16 protein-coding genes are annotated in these 16369 nt (G+C 44.6%); 15 read left to right on the top strand and 1 reads right to left on the bottom strand.

Going from position 1 to position 16369, the window contains the following annotated elements; translation table 11 throughout:
• The first annotated feature begins 85 nt into the window (after positions 1 to 85).
• Positions 86 to 220, top strand: a complete 135-nt coding sequence (locus tag AC58QT_RS11370; protein ID WP_497409076.1) for a hypothetical protein — start codon at positions 86 to 88, stop codon at positions 218 to 220.
• A 14-nt stretch (positions 221 to 234) separates the two neighbouring features.
• On the opposite strand, the gene AC58QT_RS11365 is transcribed toward AC58QT_RS11370, so the two are convergent.
• On the bottom strand, positions 235 to 750 hold the full coding sequence (locus AC58QT_RS11365; RefSeq protein WP_497409075.1) for an LLM class oxidoreductase: 516 nt from the start codon (positions 748 to 750) through the stop codon (positions 235 to 237).
• Between the two features lie 153 nt (positions 751 to 903).
• Between AC58QT_RS11365 and AC58QT_RS11360 the strand changes: the two genes are divergently transcribed.
• From AC58QT_RS11360 to AC58QT_RS11295, 14 genes are all read left to right on the top strand, one after another.
• The gene (locus AC58QT_RS11360) at positions 904 to 2223 is read left to right on the top strand and encodes an LLM class flavin-dependent oxidoreductase (RefSeq protein WP_497409074.1); all 1320 of its coding nucleotides are present in this window, start codon (positions 904 to 906) and stop codon (positions 2221 to 2223) included.
• 63 nt (positions 2224 to 2286) lie between these two features.
• Complete coding sequence (locus AC58QT_RS11355) at positions 2287 to 3342, top strand: LLM class flavin-dependent oxidoreductase (RefSeq protein WP_497409073.1); 1056 nt, start codon at positions 2287 to 2289, stop codon at positions 3340 to 3342.
• Between the two features lie 88 nt (positions 3343 to 3430).
• Positions 3431 to 4630, top strand: a complete 1200-nt coding sequence (locus tag AC58QT_RS11350; protein ID WP_497409072.1) for an MFS transporter — start codon at positions 3431 to 3433, stop codon at positions 4628 to 4630.
• A gap of 195 nt (positions 4631 to 4825) precedes the next feature.
• Positions 4826 to 5119, top strand: a complete 294-nt coding sequence (locus AC58QT_RS11345) for an HPr family phosphocarrier protein (RefSeq protein WP_497409071.1) — start codon at positions 4826 to 4828, stop codon at positions 5117 to 5119.
• A 33-nt stretch (positions 5120 to 5152) separates the two neighbouring features.
• Positions 5153 to 6046 (top strand): LysR family transcriptional regulator, encoded by an 894-nt coding sequence (locus AC58QT_RS11340; RefSeq protein WP_497409070.1) that lies wholly within the window; start codon positions 5153 to 5155, stop codon positions 6044 to 6046.
• A 134-nt stretch (positions 6047 to 6180) separates the two neighbouring features.
• Positions 6181 to 7515, top strand: coding sequence for an LLM class flavin-dependent oxidoreductase (locus AC58QT_RS11335; RefSeq protein WP_497409069.1), 1335 nt, complete (start codon positions 6181 to 6183; stop codon positions 7513 to 7515).
• A 32-nt stretch (positions 7516 to 7547) separates the two neighbouring features.
• Positions 7548 to 9200 (top strand): ABC transporter substrate-binding protein, encoded by a 1653-nt coding sequence (locus AC58QT_RS11330; RefSeq protein ID WP_497409068.1) that lies wholly within the window; start codon positions 7548 to 7550, stop codon positions 9198 to 9200.
• A gap of 21 nt (positions 9201 to 9221) precedes the next feature.
• Positions 9222 to 10148: an ABC transporter permease gene (locus AC58QT_RS11325; RefSeq protein WP_497289012.1), complete on the top strand. Its 927-nt coding sequence runs from the start codon at positions 9222 to 9224 to the stop codon at positions 10146 to 10148.
• A gap of 41 nt (positions 10149 to 10189) precedes the next feature.
• Complete coding sequence (locus tag AC58QT_RS11320; RefSeq protein WP_497409067.1) at positions 10190 to 11083, top strand: ABC transporter permease; 894 nt, start codon at positions 10190 to 10192, stop codon at positions 11081 to 11083.
• A gap of 17 nt (positions 11084 to 11100) precedes the next feature.
• On the top strand, positions 11101 to 13140 hold the full coding sequence (locus AC58QT_RS11315) for an ABC transporter ATP-binding protein (protein ID WP_497409066.1): 2040 nt from the start codon (positions 11101 to 11103) through the stop codon (positions 13138 to 13140).
• A gap of 45 nt (positions 13141 to 13185) precedes the next feature.
• Entirely contained in the window at positions 13186 to 14061 is an 876-nt protein-coding gene (locus AC58QT_RS11310) for a transporter substrate-binding domain-containing protein (RefSeq protein ID WP_497409065.1), read from the top strand.
• Between the two features lie 49 nt (positions 14062 to 14110).
• Complete coding sequence (locus tag AC58QT_RS11305) at positions 14111 to 14887, top strand: amino acid ABC transporter permease (RefSeq protein ID WP_497409064.1); 777 nt, start codon at positions 14111 to 14113, stop codon at positions 14885 to 14887.
• Entirely contained in the window at positions 14884 to 15594 is a 711-nt protein-coding gene (locus AC58QT_RS11300) for an amino acid ABC transporter permease (RefSeq protein WP_497409063.1), read from the top strand. The genes AC58QT_RS11305 and AC58QT_RS11300 overlap by 4 nt, the downstream gene beginning before the upstream one ends.
• Entirely contained in the window at positions 15591 to 16343 is a 753-nt protein-coding gene (locus AC58QT_RS11295; protein ID WP_497409062.1) for an amino acid ABC transporter ATP-binding protein, read from the top strand. The genes AC58QT_RS11300 and AC58QT_RS11295 overlap by 4 nt, the downstream gene beginning before the upstream one ends.
• The last annotated feature ends 26 nt before the right edge of the window (positions 16344 to 16369 follow it).

The following is a 16369-nucleotide window of genomic DNA, read 5'->3' as shown; positions in this document are numbered from 1 at the left end:
ATATTTGGGTTTTCCGTTTGGAATTTACTTATGATACCGTTAAATGAATTCAAAATCCTCACCGCGAAAATGCAGGAAGCTGATCGTGACAGGCTTACCTGTGTCAGACGTGGTTGTACTGGACGAAGTAGATGAATTAGCTCCACATGCTGCTGTTAAGATCGATAATACGGTAAATGTGGCTATTAAAATTGTGCTTTTTATTGGATTTTTTTCATGAAGATAGTCCCCCTATTAGTTAGTTTTCACGGTTATAGCTTGAAGTTGCTTTTGCTTCCATTTTTCTGTGAATAGCGGGAGAGTGGTTCGCCCAAATATTTCTGCTTCTTCTAGATGCGGATAACCGGATAAAATAAAGGAGGAAATGCCGAGTTCTGCATATTCGATTAAACGATCCGAGACTTGGTCTGCTGTACCTACGATGAGAATAGCTCCGCCAGAACGAGCAATTGATAATCCAGTCCACAAGTTGGGGCCAACGACAAATTGTTGGTTCTCGGAAAGTGTTCTTAAATCATTCTGACGTTGCTGATTCGTCGCATCGGTTTTGGCTAATTCCGCTGCTGCTAGGGCTTTCACTTCAGGTGAACTGCCTCCCAAGTAAAAAGGAGGATGCGGATGTTGAACCGCACGAGGTGAAGTAACAGGTCGAGTGAATTGATAATACTTGCCATGATATAAATCTTGTTCTGTTTGAGATATAGGGTTGAGTTCATTATTGGCCCATGCCTGTTGAGATTTAAGCCGCATTGCGAGCAAGTCGTTCTACGATAGAACTTTTAAATAGATGAATAGAAGAATTCGATAGAGACTACACTGTGACCAAATGTTGATATATAGTTATCCTACGAAATTAAATCTGATTATACCAATTGGTATTAATGGTTATGGAGGGCTACTATCATGTCCAAAAGACAATTAAAACTAGGTGCTAATTTAAATGGAGTCGGAAATAGTATATCCTTTTGGCGACATCCTGAGGTGCCAACCAATGCGAGCGTTAGTTTAGCTTTTTACAAGGAGCAGGCTCGGAAAGCTGAGCAGGGCAAATTTGATCTGTTGTTTATCGCGGACGGCTTGTTTATAAATGAAAAATCGAATCCACATTTTTTAAACCGTTTTGAGCCGCTGACTTTGCTGTCAGCCTTAAGCGAAGCAACGACTCATGTCGGTCTGGTTGCAACCTTATCTACCTCCTATAGTGAACCATTTACAGTGGCCAGGCAGTTTGCTTCCATTGATCATCTTAGCGGAGGAAGAGCGGGGTGGAATGTAGTCACATCACCCTTAGAGGGATCAGCGCTAAATTTCGGTAAGGGTGAGCATCCTCATCATTCGCTGCGTTACGAGATTGCTGAGGAACATCTGGAGGTTGTAAAAGGGTTATGGGATTCGTGGGAGGATGATGCGTTTGTCCGAGACAAAGCTAACGGGGTATTCTTCGATCCCGCCAAGCTTCACACGCTGTATCATAAGGGCAAGCATTTTGCTGTTCAAGGGCCGCTGAATGTGGCGCGTTCCAAGCAAGGGTATCCGGTCGTGTTCCAAGCGGGTTCCTCGGATTCCGGCAAAGATCTTGCGGCCAAATCGGCGGACGCGGTGTATACGGGACACGAGACATTTGAGCAAGCGCGTGCTTTTTATCAGGATGTAAAAGAAAGAGCTGCAGCTTACGGCCGTCAACCAGATGAAATTCTGATTTTCCCAGGAATTGGCCCAATTGTTGGTAGAACCGAAGCGGAAGCAGAGCGCAAGTATCAGGAAATTGCCGAACTTGTCACAATCGAACAGGCACTGAATTATTTGGGGCGTTATTTTGAACATTATGACTTCACACAGCATGCTTTGGATGACCCATTTCCAGATCTCGGCGACTTTGGTAGCAACAGCTTCCGAAGTACGACAGACAGCATTAAACAGGAAGCCAAGGAACAGGATCTAACACTTCGACAGGTTGCTTTGCGAGCATCCACACCGAGAAGTAATTTCATTGGGACGCCGGAGAAGGTAGCTGATCTCATCCAGCAATGGTTCGAAGGCGGCGCAGCGGATGGCTTCAACATTAGGACAGTCGTACCGAACGGACTTTCCGACTTTGTCGATCTGGTTGTGCCTGTGCTGCAGGAACGCGGAATTTTCCGTAAGGAGTATGAAAGTGATACGCTGCGTGGCAATCTGGGTTTAAATGTTCCAGTGAACCGCTACAAGAGCAATGTTATATGAAGGGACTGAAAACCTTGGTTGACAATCATGTGAATCAATGATTCAGGGATGGGAATGTAGACCATGAAATTTGCCTTATTTAGCCTAATGATGAATATACCGAATGCGGTTAGCGGAGAAACCCTGACAACCAATCAGAAATTCGAGAACGTGCTGAAACAGGCAGTCCTTGCTGAAGAACTGGGCTTTGATGCTTATGGTGTGGGGGAGCGGCATGGCGCACCGTTTATCTCATCTTCGCCCCCCGTCGTTCTAACCGCAATTGCTGCTAGAACCTCCCGTATACGATTGCTAACAACGGTTACTGTACTAAGTGTGCTCGATCCGATACGTGTTGCTGAGGATTATGCGACACTCGATCATCTCTCAGGCGGAAGAATTGAGATGATTATTGGTAAAGGCAATGACCCTCGTCACTATCCGCTTTTCGGTATTACGGAAGAGGAACAGTGGGAATCCCTTGCAGAGAGGTATGCACTTCTGAAACGCTTGTGGAATGAAGAGAACGTCACTTGGCAGGGCCGGTACCGTTCACCATTGGATAATGTGACGACACAGCCGAGACCCTTTCAGCCTACAATCCCTGTATGGCATGGCAGCGCATCAAGTACTTTGTCAACGGAGTTGGCAGCGAAATATGGTGAACCGATTTTCTCCTCGAATACGTTCCATCCACAGGCCAAATACAAAGCGTTAATCGATCACTATCGTGAACGATTGGCCTATTATGGCCATGATCCGCAACATGCCGTTGTAGGTTCAGGATTTGGAAGCTTGTATTTGGCTAACACCACGGAAGAAGCTATTGGGCGCTTTCGTCCTTATTACGATGCTTTCCACGCAACGGCAGCATCACAAATCAACAACTCGCCTTTCAAAAACCTTGAGGACAATGTGAAGAATGGGCCTGTCTTAATCGGAAGTCCAGATCAAGTGATCGAGAAGATCCTGAACTATCATGATGCTTATGGTCACCAAGTTGTCAGTATCAGTGTAGATGGCTTGACCGAAACGGAGCAGCGCGAACAGATTGAACGATTTGCCACCGAGGTTGCACCTATTTTGCGACGAGAGATTCCAAGCACAGTATGGAACCAATCCCACTCCGTTCCATTCTAGGCTAGTGAGTAATCTTAGCCTTCCAATCTCCTTACAGCATCCGCTGTGAGGTTCTTTTTATGCTTAGAGGTTACATAAGGGGTGACAAATGGAACACTATTGGAAACGCAATCTGCATATATTATGGCTGGGATTATTTATTAGCCATATCGCATATACCCTATCTGTACCGTTTTTTCCAATTTTCTTGCAAAATGATCTAGGTATTGAGAATAGGATTGAAATTTGGTCAGGTATTTCCATTTCCATTAGTTTTCTGATTAGTGGGTTGTGTGCGCCCTTTTGGGGGTCGCTAGCCGATAAGTTTGGGAAAAAACCAATGTTAATTCGTTCAGGTATTGGCTTAGCCTTAGCTCATTTTGCCAATTATTTTGTGTATGATTTGTTCACTTTCATTCTTGTTCGTATATTTCAAGGAATAATGGCAGGCTTTGGTCCTGCATCCATCGCTTTGGTTGGCACGAATACACCGGAGAAACACGTCGGATACGCGCTCGGTGTGATATCAACATCAACGGCAGCCGGAGGGATTATTGGACCTCTTTTCGGAGGTGTGTTGAGTCATTGGATGGGACTGCGAGTGTGCTTCGTTGCCTCGGGCCTTATTACGTTAATTTCTGCTCTTATCGTACTTGTAGGTGTGAAAGAAGTTCATAAGCGACAAGATGAAGTTCGTATAAGTGTCTTCAAGGATCTTAAACATGCGGCTCGTAATTCCAAACTAATGGGGCTATTTGGGTTAACTTTACTAGTCTCTACTTCAATTATGATTATGGAGCCGCTGCTGTCACTCTATGTCGTGCAAATCGGGGGAAGTGTAGATAAAGCGACATTAAGTTCGGGGATTGTATTCTCAGCAGTGGGCGTAGCTACAGTCATTATGGGTCCTCGGTGGGGAATTATCGGCGGGCGAATCGGTTATGAGAAGGTATTGTTCATTGGGTTGTTAGGCGGTGGAATTGGCAATCTGCTGCAGCTCGGCGTTCATCATCTTATTGGCTTTGGCATTCTTCGTTTTAGTTATGGTTTGTTTTTTGCTGCTGTTTTTCCAGCTCTGAATGTGCTTATCGTCAAATATACAGATGCTGATTTCCGCGGAAGAGCCGTAAGCTTGAACCAATCATCAAGTCAATTCGGTATTGTCGTTGGCCCTTTACTAGGTGGGTTCATGGGGGGCTGGCTGGGTATTCAATTCGTATTCCTCCTGACAGGTTTAACTCTGCTTGGAGCTGCATGGAAGAGGAAGATGATCAATGCTAAGCGTACGGACCAGCAGTTGCTTGGATGAGGGGCATTTACATCAAAGAAAACTTGGAAATTTATGATGTCGACCGTTGACAAAAGGTTGTCTGAGTTACTATAATTTAAATACGAGTAAATTAATCGGAATTATCGGAATCGACCAGATGACTGGAGATGCTTCATCCTAACGGGGATGTTTGTGTCTCTTTTTTTTGGATAATAGCTTAGAGGAGGAGTTCTTATGAAAATAGATTGGACATTTACATTGGATCAACCTTGGACTCTGGACCGCGTGTTGAATTTTGTGACCATGGCTAATCAATATACGAGTCAGATATATTTAGGTGCACACGGAGAAAAGGTGAATGCGAAAGGCCTACTAGGCATCGTATCCTGGAGCATGACACTTCGAGAACAAGCAACCATTGCTCTGCAACTTGAAGGTATCGATGCACAAGAAGCGTTCGAAGGTGTATCTACCTATCTACAAAATCAGGATGATGCTTTACATACAACGTACTCTCGTAGTTCTTGATGATGGGTAAGTCGGAGAGGAAGTCATTATCAAATGAATATTGAAAATATCGAAGCATTCGTCTATGTCATTCATTATAACAGTTTCAACAAAGCAGCGGATGCGTTGTTCTTATCGCAGCCTTCCGTAACGGCCCGAATTCAATCATTGGAACGTGATTTGAACACGTTACTCTTCGAAAGAGAAGGTAGAAATTTCACGCTGACAGATAAAGGAAAGCAGTTTCTTCCCTTTGCAGGGCAAATCCTCCAATCTTATAAGAAGGGGAAGCAACAGCTTCAACATGTCAATAAGGATTACAATGAACTCAGGGTCGGTTGTACCGTTTCTGTTTCCAATTATATGATCCCCGAAATTCTTCCATGGATTAAAAATAAACATGCTCATCTACAGATCAAAGTAACGACAGCACCAACAGAGGTTATTCTGGAGATGCTTCTTAATAAAGAAATCGATATCGGTTTTGTTCGAAATGTGACTCATCCCCATGTAGACATTCTAGGTTTCTACGAGGATCCTATTCGCCTTTTCGTTCATCCTAGCCATCCTTTTGTGAAAAAGAAACCTTTGACTATACAAGATGTAGGTCGCGAATCGCTAGTCTTCTTTGAGTGTGGATCACTCGATTGGGTGAAGATCCATCGGCTATTTGCAACACTTGATCATCCTCCGAAAATCGAGTATCAAATCGATAACCTGGAAACTGCCAAGAAGCTTGTGGCAAAAGGATTGGGTATTTCCTTTCTGCCGGAATTGTGTGTACGTCAAGAAGTGAAAGAGGGACGTCTTGTACCTATTGATATTCAGGCATTGGGAGGTCTCTCTTTACGTACCATTCTCATTACTCTGAAAGAATCGACCCTCGATTTATCCAACTCGTTTCTGGATGCGTTGCAAGAATTCGATTGGAAAAGGACTGCTAAATAGAACAATTCTATTCATCAATAGAACATCTTTATCTACAATTGACCGACTTATAAGCCGGTGATACAGTAAGTACAAAGTTAAAAACCAATTAAACCAATAGGAATTATTGATTATCAAACATGGGAGGAATTACAATGCCAAAACAAAAACAACTAAAACTTGGGGCTATCATTCATGGAGTTGGTGGCAATATGTCATCTTGGAAACATCCAGATGCCATTGTGGATGCCAGTGTGAATTTCAAGTATTACAAAGAACAAGCACAGAAAGCGGAAGCTGGCAAATTCGATTTACTGTTTATCGCTGACGGATTGTTCATTAATGAAAAGTCGATTCCCCATTTCTTGAATCGGTTTGAGCCGATTACGATTCTTTCCGCACTGGCTTCCGTAACTTCCAAGATTGGTTTGGTAGGTACGTTATCTACTTCTTACAGTGAACCCTTCACGGTGTCCAGACAATTCTCCTCACTTGATCACATCAGTGATGGCAGAGCAGGTTGGAATGTGGTCACTTCCCCGTTGGAGGGCTCGGCGCTGAACTACAATAAAAGACTAGAGGAACATCCGGATCATCCTAAACGCTATCGGATTGCTTCGGAATATTTACAGGTATCCAAAGGATTATGGGATTCATGGGAAGATGATGCCTTTACAAGGGATAAACAATCGGGGCAATTCTTCGATCCAGAAAAGCTGCACCGATTAGACCATAAGGGCGAATTTTTCTCTGTACAGGGACCGCTTAATATCGGTAGATCGAAGCAAGGCAGACCTGTTATTTTCCAAGCAGGTTCATCCGAGGATGGGAAAAACCTAGCCGCTAAAGAGGCGGATGCAATCTTTACAGGTCAACCGACTGTGGAGGATGCGAAACGTTTTTATGAAGATGTGAAAGGCAGAGCCGTAGGTTTCGGTAGAAATCCCGATGAGATTGTTGTCATGCCTGGCATTGGTCCGATTATTGGTGTTACAGAAGAAGAGGCAGAGCGAAAATATCAAGAGGTAGCCAACTTGGTAACGATTGAGGAAGCACTAGCATATCTAGGTCGTTTCTTCGAGCATCATGACTTTACACAATATGACTTGGATGCCCCTTTCCCAGACTTAGGTGAGTTGGGTAAAAATAGCTTCCAAAGCACGACGGATCGTATTAAACAAAATGCACAGGAGCAAGGGCTAACCCTTCGTCAAGTTGCTATTCAATCCGCAACACCAAGACCTTTATTTATCGGTACTCCAACACAAGTTGCAGATCGTATACAAGAATGGTACGAGAGTGGTGCAGCAGATGGATTTATCGTGGGATCAGGCGTTCCGAATGGTTTAAGCGATTTTGTAGATCTGGTCATTCCTATTCTACAAGAACGTGGCATTTATCGAACGGAATATGAGTCGGATACGCTCAGAGGGAATTTGGGTTTACCTTTTCCAACTAATCGCTATGTGAAAGAAACTGTAAGTAACTAATTGGATTAACCAATCAAGGGGGAGCGTTACATATGAATAGATCAAAAGGTTGGATCAAGTTTAGTGCGTTATCGTTAGCTATAGCCCTTGTGTTAACAGGGTGTGGTTCAACAGACAATGGAAGCTCGGATGCTTCGCAATCAGCGAATCCTAAGCAAGAGGCTAAACAAACGGCGGTGGTGGGCGGAGAGCTTACGTATGCGTTGGCAACGTCTCCTGATTCCCTAGATCCGCATCGCAGCGGTCTTGCCGTAGCCGTGAGGGTGCTTCGTACTATTTATGATAGTCTGGTTGTTCAATTACCTGATGGTTCGATCAAACCGTGGCTGGCAACCGAATGGACAGTTTCGCCTGATGGGCTTAGTTACACGTTCAAATTACGGAAAGACGTAAAGTTTCAAGATGGAACGCCATTTAATGCAGAAGCTGTAAAATTCAATTATGATCGGATTCTTGATCCGGCAACGAAAGCGGCCAATTCGGTAGCGTTACTTAAACCTTATAAATCTGCGGAAGTGATTGACGAGTTCACGATCAAAATTAATCTGGAGACAGCTTCCAGAGCATTCTTAGGTAACCTGAGTCAAGCGTTACTTGGGATTGTTTCACCAACAGCGGCTAAGAAATATGGGGACCAATTCGGTAAAAATCCAGTCGGATCTGGGCCATTTTCCTTCGTAAAATGGGAAGAGAATGCTTCCATTCAAGTTAAACGCAGCCCCGATTATAACTGGGCACCTGAGATTGTGGAAAACAAAGGGAAGTCCTATTTAGATCAAATCACCTTTAGTATTGTTCCGGAAGAAGCAACCCGGATCGGAAGCGTTCAAAGTAAGCAAGTTCTTGCTGGCGAGACGATTCCTCCTCAGAATATTGTTTCGTTGAAGTCTGACTCCAGTGTTCAAGTACATCAAGTCAATACGAATGGATTGCCTTATACGTTATTTATTAATCAACGCAAAGCGCCTTGGGGTGAGGTCAAGGCCAGACAAGCGCTTCAAGCAGCAATTGATGTGGATGCCATTGTCAAAACACTTTATTTAGGTACGTATCCACGTGCGTGGTCACCTTTATCTCCTGGTGTATTTGGTTATGATGCATCCCTAGAAAATGGGGTTAAACCTGATCAGGCTAAAGCGAACAAATTATTGGATGAACTCGGTTGGCTCAAAGGTACAGACGGCATTCGTGTAAAAGATGGGAAGAAGCTTACGCTGCATTATGTAGATGGATCACCTAACCGTGAGAAACGAAATGATATTGCTGTCATTATTCAGCAACAGTTAAAACAAGTTGGAATTGTTGTTGAAGTAGAAATTACGAAGGATACAGCCAATGTTGTTTACACCAAAGGTGACTATGATATTTACGGGAACAGCCAAGTAAACTCTGACCCTAATGCACTCTACGCCTTCTATCACACAAGCGATCCGAAAGCTCGACCTTCTCTTCCTGGTCTTGCCGATCCGCAGGTTGACAAATGGCTGGAGCAAGGAGCTATCGAACCGGATGATAAGAAGCGTGCAGAGCTGTATAAACAAGTGCAAAAATCGATTATTGATAATGCGGTCATCATTCCTGTTTATGTGTTCCCTTACACGGTAGCCGCTTCGAAGACCGTGAAAGGGTTGAAATTTGACTCGTTAGGTTATCCACTCTTTAATGATACGTTTATTCAAAAATAATGCTATAGGGAGCTAATTGATATGAGCAGGATATTAACGGAACGACTATTAGTTTCATTGCTGGTCATTCTTGGTTCCTTAATCCTTGTATTCTGTATTCTGTATGTACTGCCAGGAGATCCCGTACTTTCTATGGTTGATCCTTCCTCCATGTCGCCAGAGGCAATTGCAAATTTAAGACATCAACTCGGGCTGAATGAACCCTTCTATGTCCAATTTGGCCACTATTTCATGGCGATGATCCATGGGGATTTCGGTAAATCATTACTAAACAGTGAACCTGTGCTGCCCAAAATTCTTAAGCATCTTCCAGCAACTTTGGCACTCACATTGGCTAGTACGCTTATTTCCACGATTATTGGTGTAGGGCTGGGCGTTCTCTCGGCCATACACCGCAATCGATGGATAGATGTGTTAGCTCGTATCGTCGGGTTGTTCGGCATATCCATGCCGACATTCTGGTCTGGGATTCTGTTAATTCTCATCTTTTCCGTATCTTTAGGCTGGTTTCCAGCCATGGGGTCAAAAGGACTCATCACACTTGTCCTACCTTCACTCACACTCGGATTCGTGGGAGCTGGCTTTATCGTTCGGATGGTACGTAACGCAATGCTCGAAGTCATCAATGAACACTTCATTGTGACACTGCGTGCAAAGGGATTATCTGAACGATTAGTGATGTATCGACATGCGCTTCGCAATGCATTAATTCCAGCAGTCACAATTATTGGCATTCATATCGGAGATTTAATGGCAGGTACCGTTGTCATCGAAACCGTCTTCTCCAGACAAGGAATTGGTCGAATTCTCGCAGACGCCATTATGTCCAAAGACTTGCCGGTTGTGCAAGGCGTGGTATTTTTCTCAGCGATTATTTATGTCACGGTAAATTTGTTAGTTGATATTTCCTATGTCTTCATTGATCCACGTGTTCGTCGAACACAATAAAATTAGGATAAAAAAGCATAGCGGAGAGGAGAAAGGGGACTATGAAAGAGGTTCTTTCTACAAGAACGATTTGGCTGAGACATAAGTGGCAACTTCGATCCACGAAGATACCTAGAACGTTTAATGCTTCAGAAATTCTGGTGTATCTAGCAGCGATCATGGCCTTGTTTATTATTGGATGTGCGCTTTTTCCACAATGGATTGCTCCATATACACCTACAGCGATGCTCGCTGATCAAATTATGCATGCGCCAAGCAAGGCACATTTGTTTGGAACGGACTATTTTGGCAGAGATGTCTTCAGTCTTGTCGTCTATGGCAGTCGTGATTCCCTCATTATTGGTTTCTCCTCAGTACTTGCAGGAGGCATCATTGGAGGCAGTATCGGTGCACTGTCGGGGTACATCGGCGGTGTTATTGATACGATCTTCATGCGGATTATCGATGTGCTAATGACGATTCCCGGCATTCTACTGGCATTAGCTATCGCTGCTGCTCTGGGTCCTCATTTGTTTAATCTGATCTTTGCTGTTGCTGCTGCTTCCATTCCACAATACGCAAGGGTTATGCGAGGACAGATTTTGAGCATAAAAAATCGCCCCTTCATTACGGCTTCTCGGTCGATAGGCGCTTCTTCCGTGCGTATATTTTTCCGTCATGTCTTAACGAATGCTTGGTCGCCTCTCTTGGTTATGTCCACGATCGGTTTAGGTGCATCCATTCTGGTCAGTGCAGGGCTAAGTTTCCTTGGATTAGGCGTGCTCAAAGAGATTCCAGATTGGGGATCCCTCCTTTCGCAAGGGCGAGGTTATCTAACAGTGGCTTGGTGGATATGTACATTTCCAGGCCTCGCGATTACGTTGTTCGTCATATCCGTTAATTTAATCGGAGATAAACTACGTGATTCCCTAGATCCAAAGCAGAGAAGGGCATAGCGAGGAGGAGGAGCAAGTTGAAGCAACTGCTTGAAATTGACAACTTAAGTGTACAATTCACAACGAATAAAGGGTCGTTCACGGCCATTCAAGACGTTTCTTTGAAAATAGGCGTAGGCGAAACCATCTGTCTCGTCGGAGAGTCCGGCAGTGGTAAATCGGTGACTTCGAAATCTGTCATGCGTTTAATCGATTATGAAAATGGGCGTATTTCCGGTGGTCAAATCGTGCTGGATGGCGAAGATTTAACGACGTTGTCACAGAAGGATCTTCGGGCATTACGAGGGAAAAAGATGGCTATGGTCTTCCAAGAGCCCATGGCTGCTTTTGATCCGGTCTTTACGATAGGTAGTCAAATTACCGAAGTCATTACCCAACATAAACAAGGGAATCGAGAACAAGCCTGGGAACGAGCTGTGTATTTATTAAAGCGTGTAGGCATCCCAGAGCCAGAAATCCGAATGAACCAGTATCCTGGTGAGCTTTCTGGCGGGATGTTGCAGCGTGCGATGATTGCTATGGCGCTCACATGTAGTCCACAGTTACTTATTGCAGATGAACCAACAACTGCGCTTGATGTCACGATTCAGGCGCAGATTCTTCATCTGCTGCAGGAACTTAAAGAAGAGTTTAATATGTCCATCCTGCTCATCACACACGATTTGGGGATTGCGGCTGAGATGGCAGACAAAATCATCGTGATGTATGCCGGACAAATCGTTGAACAAGCAAGTGTAGAGCAATTGTTCGCTAAGCCCCATCATCCGTATACGAGAGGGTTACTTCGATCGATTACGACAATGGATAGCAATCGGTCATCCCGATTGTTCTCTATTGAAGGGACGATTCCTCATCTTTCGGATCTGCCAACAGGTTGCCGATTTCATCCAAGATGCCCTTTTGCAACGGATCGCTGTGTGAAAGATAGTCCTCCTTTGCGGTTCGTGAATGAACGTCTTACGGCATGTTGGTACTCCGAAGAGTTAGTTGAGCGTGCAGACTGGCAGCAATTTGCAGGGGCTGTAAAAACAGGGATAGATTCAAGGATAGATCATCAATCTTCCGTTGCCACTGGGGAATTGATTTCAACTAACGACACGCTATTCGAGGTAAAAGGGTTAAGTAAATTTTACCCCATAGGGAAAGGAACATTCGGTCGTTCGAGGTCTTATATACATGCAGTTGAAGATGTTTCCTTCTCCATTAAGAAGGGGGAGACGTTTGGCTTAGTCGGTGAATCGGGCAGCGGCAAGTCAACCTTAGGGCGAGTACTGCTTCAATTAGAACGTGCTACAGAGGGAGAGGTTCTTTTCGAAGGACAAGAATTATCGAAGCTTTCGAGCAGAGGCCTGCAAGACGTACGGCGAGATATGCAGGTCATTTTCCAAGATCCGTACGGTTCTGTGAACCCGCGATGGAAGGTTGGCGATATTATTGGCGAGCCATTTGATATCCATGAATCCTTAAGCAAGGCGGAGAAGCGGGCCAAAGTAGAAGACCTGTTGGAATTAGTTGGTTTGAATCGATCCATGTATGATCGGTTTCCACATGAATTCTCGGGAGGTCAACGACAGCGAATTGGCATTGCTAGAGCCATCGCGCTCAATCCCAAGTTTATCCTTGCGGATGAGGCCGTATCTGCGTTGGATGTATCCGTGCAGGCTCAAATTGTTAATTTAATGCAGGATTTGCAGAAAAAGCTAGGATTAACCTACTTATTTATTGCTCATGGCTTAAACATTGTTCGCCATCTGTCCGATCGGATTGGTGTTATGTACTTGGGAAAACTGGTTGAAATCGCACCCAGCGAAGAGCTGTTTCTCCATCCTTCCCATCCCTACACGAAGGGTTTGCTTTCTTCGATCCCATCGACGGATCCCACACAAAAGAGAGCGTGGATCGAGATCGAGGGGGAGATTCCTTCTCCTGCGAATCCACCATCTGGCTGTAGATTTCACACACGTTGTCCAGCAGCAACTGCAAAATGTAAAGTAGATCAGCCTGAGTTGTTGCCAATTCGGGAAGGGCACTGGACGGCCTGCCATTACCCTTTGTGAACAGAAATTGATCATGATTAAAATAAAAAAATGGAGGGGTTCATCATGAAAAAAATAACGACACTTACAGTAACCACACTTACATTGGCTATGGTCGTGGCAGGTTGCGGATCCAAAACCACAACCACGAATGCATCCCCCAAAGCTGCATCTGAGGGTACAAATGCTCCTGCGGCAAGTCCGGCAGCAACGACGGCTCCTGTAAAAGCCAAGAAAATTATTGTTGGCACAGGCACTCAATTTCCGAATGTAGCCTTTCTAGATAAGGATGGTAAGTTGACTGGGTATGACATCGAACTTGTAAGAGAGCTGGACAAACGTTTACCAGATTATGAATTTGAATTCAAAACGATGGATTTTGCCAACTTGTTGCTCAGTTTGGAGACGAATAAAATTGATTTCGTTGCTCATGAAATTGAGAAAAACAAGGAGAGGGAAGAGAAGTATTACTTTAATAATGAGCCTTACGCTTACTGGAAAACGAAGGTCCTTGTTGCAAAAGATAATACGACAATTAAGTCCATCGATGATTTGAAAGGCAAGAAAGCGTTGACGACAGCTACTAGTGCAGAAGCCACCTTGCTTGAGAATTACAACAAGACACATGATAATGCGATCAAAATTGTGTACCAAAGCGGAGCTGCCAACGATCTTGTCAGTCAATTGACTACCGGGCGTGCAGATGCTTCCCTCGGTGCTGACTTTTTACTTCCACTGGTTGACCCGCAAAGTAAATTAAAAGCGGTAGGTCCAATCATTGAAGAAGCCGAAGTTCGGTTCTTGTTCCGCAAGAACGATAAGGATGCACAGGCGTTGGCGGGTAAAATTGATGAAGCACTAAAAGCAGTGAGGGCTGACGGCACATTGTCAAAGCTAAGCACACAGTGGCTGGGTGGCGACTATACGAAAAAAGATGATTAAGATGCCCAATTAGGCATTTTATGTAAATAAGAAAGGTGAGATCGCCGTTATGGCAACCCAATTCGATATCACCTATGTGTTTGATTTTTTACCCAAATTACTGACTTATATCCACATCTCCCTATTCATTGTCGCTTGTTCGATGGCACTTGGTGTTGTGGTTGGATTTCTAATCGCGCTGCCAAGGTTGTATCAAGTACCCATTCTTCAACGCTTATCGCAGATTTATGTCTCGTTCTTTCGGGGAACGCCAATCCTCATTCAGCTCTTTCTAATTTACTATGGGCTGCCGGAAGTGTTGAAAGCTATACAGATTGACGTGTCGAAAGCTCCGGTTTTAGCTTTTGTTATTCTGACCTTTGCTCTGCATGCTGGGGCATACATTTCGGAAGTTATCCGAGCTGCAGTCAAAGCTGTCGACAAAGGTCAAGTAGAAGCCGCCTATTCGGTTGGCATGACAGGCTATCAAGCGTTTACTCGCATTATTTTGCCGCAAGCGCTGGCGATTGCCCTTCCCAACTTTACTAATTTGCTCATTGCGAATTTGAAGGATACTTCCTTGGCATTTTCCCTTGGCGCAATGGAGCTGATGGGGAAAGCTCAGACATTAGGAACGGCGACGCAGCATTTTATGGAAACGTATATCTCGCTTTCACTCATTTACTTCGTCATCTGCTTTGGACTAGAGAAGTTGTTCTTATACATCGAGAATAGATTACTCCAACACGAACAACCTGTGGTGACAGAAACGCGTCAACCGTTGTCACGTAGATGGTTCAAAGGTGTATGGGCCTCGCAGCCGGATAAAGGAGGCGTTAAGGCATGACCATTGATCCTGAATTTATATGGACAGCCTTTGTTCAGTTGTTGTCTGCCTTGCCGACTACGTTGGTGATTACCGTCGTTTCTGTGTTGTTTGGTCTAATTATCGGTGCTGCCACTGCGTTAATCCGACTATACCGAGTTCCTTTTCTGCATTATTTGGCTGCTGCTTATGTGACGTTTGTTCGCGGAACGCCGATGCTGATGCATTTGCTGCTCATTTATTTCGGATTACCACTGATTATTGACGGCATTGCAACAGCGATGGGGTGGAGCTTTCGTTCCGTCTCTATTCCGATGATCGGCTTTGCTTTTCTTTCTTTCTCTATTACGGCTGGGGCGTATCTCTCCGAGGTTGTCAGGTCAGGCATTTTGGCTGTCAATCGGGGACAGATGGAAGCTGCGTATTCGATAGGAATGACCACTAGTCAAGCCTTGCGTCGTATTATTTTGCCGCAAGCCTTCGCCGTCAGTTTGCCGAATTTATCCAACACCTTAATTGGGATGTTGCATGGTTCCACATTGGCTTTTACGGTATCGGTGGTCGAAATAAACGCCAAAGCGCAAATTGTGGCTACGACCAACTGGAGGTTTTTCGAGGCTTACATTGCTGCAGCCCTTCTGTTCTGGGGAATCACTTTCCTAATCGAAAGACTAACTGGCTTACTTGAGAAAAGAATCAATCTGTATAACCGAGGTGGCGTATCATGATTCAACTGACGAATATCACCAAGTCGTTTGGGAAAAACGATGTGCTTAAAGGCATCGATCTCCATGTGCAGAAAGGCGATGTCGTCTGTATATTAGGTCCTAGCGGTTCGGGGAAAACAACACTGCTGCGCTGCTTGAATTATTTGGAGAAGCCGAGCCAAGGCGAAGTAACGATCGGTGATTATAAAGTTGATTGCAAGCGGCCAACCAAGGAGCAAATCCACACACTTCGGAAGAAAACAGCCATGGTGTTTCAGCACTATAATCTTTTTAAACATAAAACGGTGCTTGAAAATGTCATGGAAGGTCTCGTCATTGTCCAACAGCATTCTAAGGAAAAAGCTAGGGAAACCAGTGTTAAGGTACTGGAAAAAGTTGGTTTAGGCAGTAAGCTTGATGCTTATCCAAGCCAGCTTTCTGGCGGACAGCAGCAGCGAGTGGGCATCGCGCGTGCACTGGCTTTGAACCCAGAGGTTATTTTATTCGATGAGCCTACGTCAGCCCTGGATCCCGAGCTAGTTGGCGAGGTGCTTGAAGTCATTCAGAAGATTGCCAAAGAAGGCATCACGATGATTATTGTAACCCATGAGATGGGTTTCGCCCGTGAGGTTGCCAATCATGTCGTTTTTATGGATGAAGGGATAATTGTTGAGGAAGGCAAGCCCCAGGATATTTTCAGCAATGCGAAGGAAGAGCGCACGAGGCAATTTCTAAAACGCATTACACCGGAATGGAGCTACACCATATAGCATGAAGACTGAAGCGAAAGAGAGTG

The organism is Paenibacillus sp. J31R109 (genome assembly GCF_059692055.1).
Note: the sequence above shows the minus strand (reverse complement) of the source record. Positions and strands in the feature narration are given on the sequence as shown.

What these genes read in the sequence shown, in the direction of transcription:
- AC58QT_RS11365 (WP_497409075.1), bottom strand. Translation starts at nt 750, where the DNA reads ATGCGGCTTAAATCTCAACAGGCATGGGCCAATAATGAACTCAACCCT.
- AC58QT_RS11360 (WP_497409074.1), top strand. Translation starts at nt 904, where the DNA reads ATGTCCAAAAGACAATTAAAACTAGGTGCTAATTTAAATGGAGTCGGA.
- AC58QT_RS11355 (WP_497409073.1), top strand. Translation starts at nt 2,287, where the DNA reads ATGAAATTTGCCTTATTTAGCCTAATGATGAATATACCGAATGCGGTT.
- AC58QT_RS11350 (WP_497409072.1), top strand. Translation starts at nt 3,431, where the DNA reads ATGGAACACTATTGGAAACGCAATCTGCATATATTATGGCTGGGATTA.
- AC58QT_RS11345 (WP_497409071.1), top strand. Translation starts at nt 4,826, where the DNA reads ATGAAAATAGATTGGACATTTACATTGGATCAACCTTGGACTCTGGAC.
- AC58QT_RS11340 (WP_497409070.1), top strand. Translation starts at nt 5,153, where the DNA reads ATGAATATTGAAAATATCGAAGCATTCGTCTATGTCATTCATTATAAC.
- AC58QT_RS11335 (WP_497409069.1), top strand. Translation starts at nt 6,181, where the DNA reads ATGCCAAAACAAAAACAACTAAAACTTGGGGCTATCATTCATGGAGTT.
- AC58QT_RS11330 (WP_497409068.1), top strand. Translation starts at nt 7,548, where the DNA reads ATGAATAGATCAAAAGGTTGGATCAAGTTTAGTGCGTTATCGTTAGCT.
- AC58QT_RS11325 (WP_497289012.1), top strand. Translation starts at nt 9,222, where the DNA reads ATGAGCAGGATATTAACGGAACGACTATTAGTTTCATTGCTGGTCATT.
- AC58QT_RS11320 (WP_497409067.1), top strand. Translation starts at nt 10,190, where the DNA reads ATGAAAGAGGTTCTTTCTACAAGAACGATTTGGCTGAGACATAAGTGG.
- AC58QT_RS11310 (WP_497409065.1), top strand. Translation starts at nt 13,186, where the DNA reads ATGAAAAAAATAACGACACTTACAGTAACCACACTTACATTGGCTATG.
- AC58QT_RS11305 (WP_497409064.1), top strand. Translation starts at nt 14,111, where the DNA reads ATGGCAACCCAATTCGATATCACCTATGTGTTTGATTTTTTACCCAAA.
- AC58QT_RS11300 (WP_497409063.1), top strand. Translation starts at nt 14,884, where the DNA reads ATGACCATTGATCCTGAATTTATATGGACAGCCTTTGTTCAGTTGTTG.
- AC58QT_RS11295 (WP_497409062.1), top strand. Translation starts at nt 15,591, where the DNA reads ATGATTCAACTGACGAATATCACCAAGTCGTTTGGGAAAAACGATGTG.